This window comes from Roseobacter sinensis (assembly GCF_025755255.1).
GTDB classification, from domain to species: domain Bacteria; phylum Pseudomonadota; class Alphaproteobacteria; order Rhodobacterales; family Rhodobacteraceae; genus Roseobacter; species Roseobacter sinensis.
This window is the reverse complement of the sequence record NZ_JALIEB010000056.1, coordinates 1-1569: the sequence shown is the minus strand read 5'-3', so window position 1 is coordinate 1569 and position 1569 is coordinate 1. Positions and strand designations below refer to the sequence as shown.

Genomic DNA, 1569 nt, shown 5'->3' with positions numbered 1-1569 from the left:
CGTTCAGGCATTCGGTCTTAGGTAGCAAATGCACCAAGCGATTGACTATGCCCATGAATGAGAACAATATATGAACAATCTTGATCGAAGAGGTTCACATGGCGCAACATTTTCTCCTATCGGCGGCCGCGCGAACCCTCTCTCTGAAGTCGATCTTTTCGGAAGGCGAGGAGGCGGCATACTATCGTTTCTGCCGGCTACGCTGGCCGGAGACGGATGGTGAGCCGGTCTGCCCGACCTGCGGCTGCATCGACATCTACGATGTGACCACCAGGCGCCGGTTCAAGTGTGCGGCATGCCATCGTCAGTTCAGCGTGACATCGGGCACGGTCTTCGCGTCCCGGAAGCTTTCTTTTGTCGATCTGCTTGGCGCGATCTGTCTCTTCGTGAACGCATCGAAGGGGCTCTCCGCGGTCCAGCTCTCACGCGACCTGGATGTCCAGCACAAGACGGCGTTCGTGCTCATGCACAAGCTGAGGGAAGCGATGATGGCTGAGACCCGGGACATTGGCCTCGACGGTGAGGTCGAGGTGGATGGCGCTGCCTTCGGCGGTCACGTTCGACCCGCCAATCTGCGCGAAGACCGCGTCGATCGCCGACGCCTCGCCAATCGGAGCGGGAAGCGGCGCGTAGTCGTCGTGCTCCGTCAGCGGGGTGGTCGTATCCTGACTAGGACTTTCCTCCGGGAGGCGCAGGGTGTCGAATTCGCGCGAGAGCGGATTGCTCGCGGTGCCATGGTCGCAGCTGACGAAGTAACGCACTGGGATCTGCTTGAGACCGACTTCGACATGCAAAGAATAAACCATTCAGAGGGTTACAGTGTGGCAGGCGTTCATACGAACCTCGCCGAGAGCTTCTTCTCGCGCCTCCGGCGGATGATCGGGGGACAGCATCTGAAGGTCGAAGGGCGGTACCTTGATGCGTATGCCGCCCACGCGGCCTGGCTCGAGGATCATCGGGAGGAGAGCAATGGTCGGCTGGCAGATCGCCTGATCGGCGGCGCGCTCGCCTCCCCGGTCAGCCGGTCGTGGAAGGGGTATTGGCAACGACGCGCAGCGTGACGGCATCACCGGCGCCCCAGACGCACATGCCCTTCCGCTTCTCGATCATCCGGACGAGCTTCCGCCGCTTGGCGTGACGAAGCGCCTGGACGACCTTGAAGACGACCGAGTTCCGGAGCGCGGTATCCGAGGTATCCAGATCACGTTCCGTCATGACGCGCTCCGCAAGCTCGCGCGTCGTCAATTCGGCGTCCACCCCGAGGTGACGGACGCAAATATCCGCGATCTCGCCCTTCTTGAAGAACCCGTGGCTCACAATGTATCTCGCGCGCTGACGTTCCGGTGCAGCGAAGAGTTCGATCGTCGCGCTCACATGCGCCAGATCATGCTTGGCATGCGCGATTTGGGCCTCGTACGCCTTGATCTGCCCGAGGATCTCGGCGCGCTTCTCCGTCAGCGTCTGAATGATCAATGGCTCCGGCATGCCGCCATTTCACCCGACATCGCCGAAACCATCCAGATGGAAACTTGGTGCATTTGCTACCTAAGACCGCAGGCATTCGTCGCG

General features: G+C 60.8%; 2 protein-coding genes. One reads left to right on the top strand and one right to left on the bottom strand.

Annotation, left to right across the window (positions count from 1 at the left end; genetic code table 11):
• The first annotated feature begins 98 nt into the window (after positions 1-98).
• A complete protein-coding gene (locus MUB52_RS23845) occupies positions 99-1061 on the top strand; it encodes an IS1595 family transposase (RefSeq protein ID WP_263846655.1) in 963 nt (320 codons plus the stop codon).
• On the opposite strand, the gene MUB52_RS23840 is transcribed toward MUB52_RS23845, so the two are convergent.
• Positions 1018-1485, bottom strand: coding sequence for a hypothetical protein (locus tag MUB52_RS23840; RefSeq protein WP_263846654.1), 468 nt, complete (start codon positions 1483-1485; stop codon positions 1018-1020). The genes MUB52_RS23845 and MUB52_RS23840 overlap by 44 nt on opposite strands.
• Between the last annotated feature and the right edge of the window lie 84 nt (positions 1486-1569).

Excerpts from the sequence above, each read along its gene's own strand:
- MUB52_RS23840 (WP_263846654.1), bottom strand. The coding sequence starts at position 1,485 with ATGCCGGAGCCATTGATCATTCAGACGCTGACGGAGAAGCGCGCCGAG.
- MUB52_RS23845 (WP_263846655.1), top strand. The coding sequence starts at position 99 with ATGGCGCAACATTTTCTCCTATCGGCGGCCGCGCGAACCCTCTCTCTG.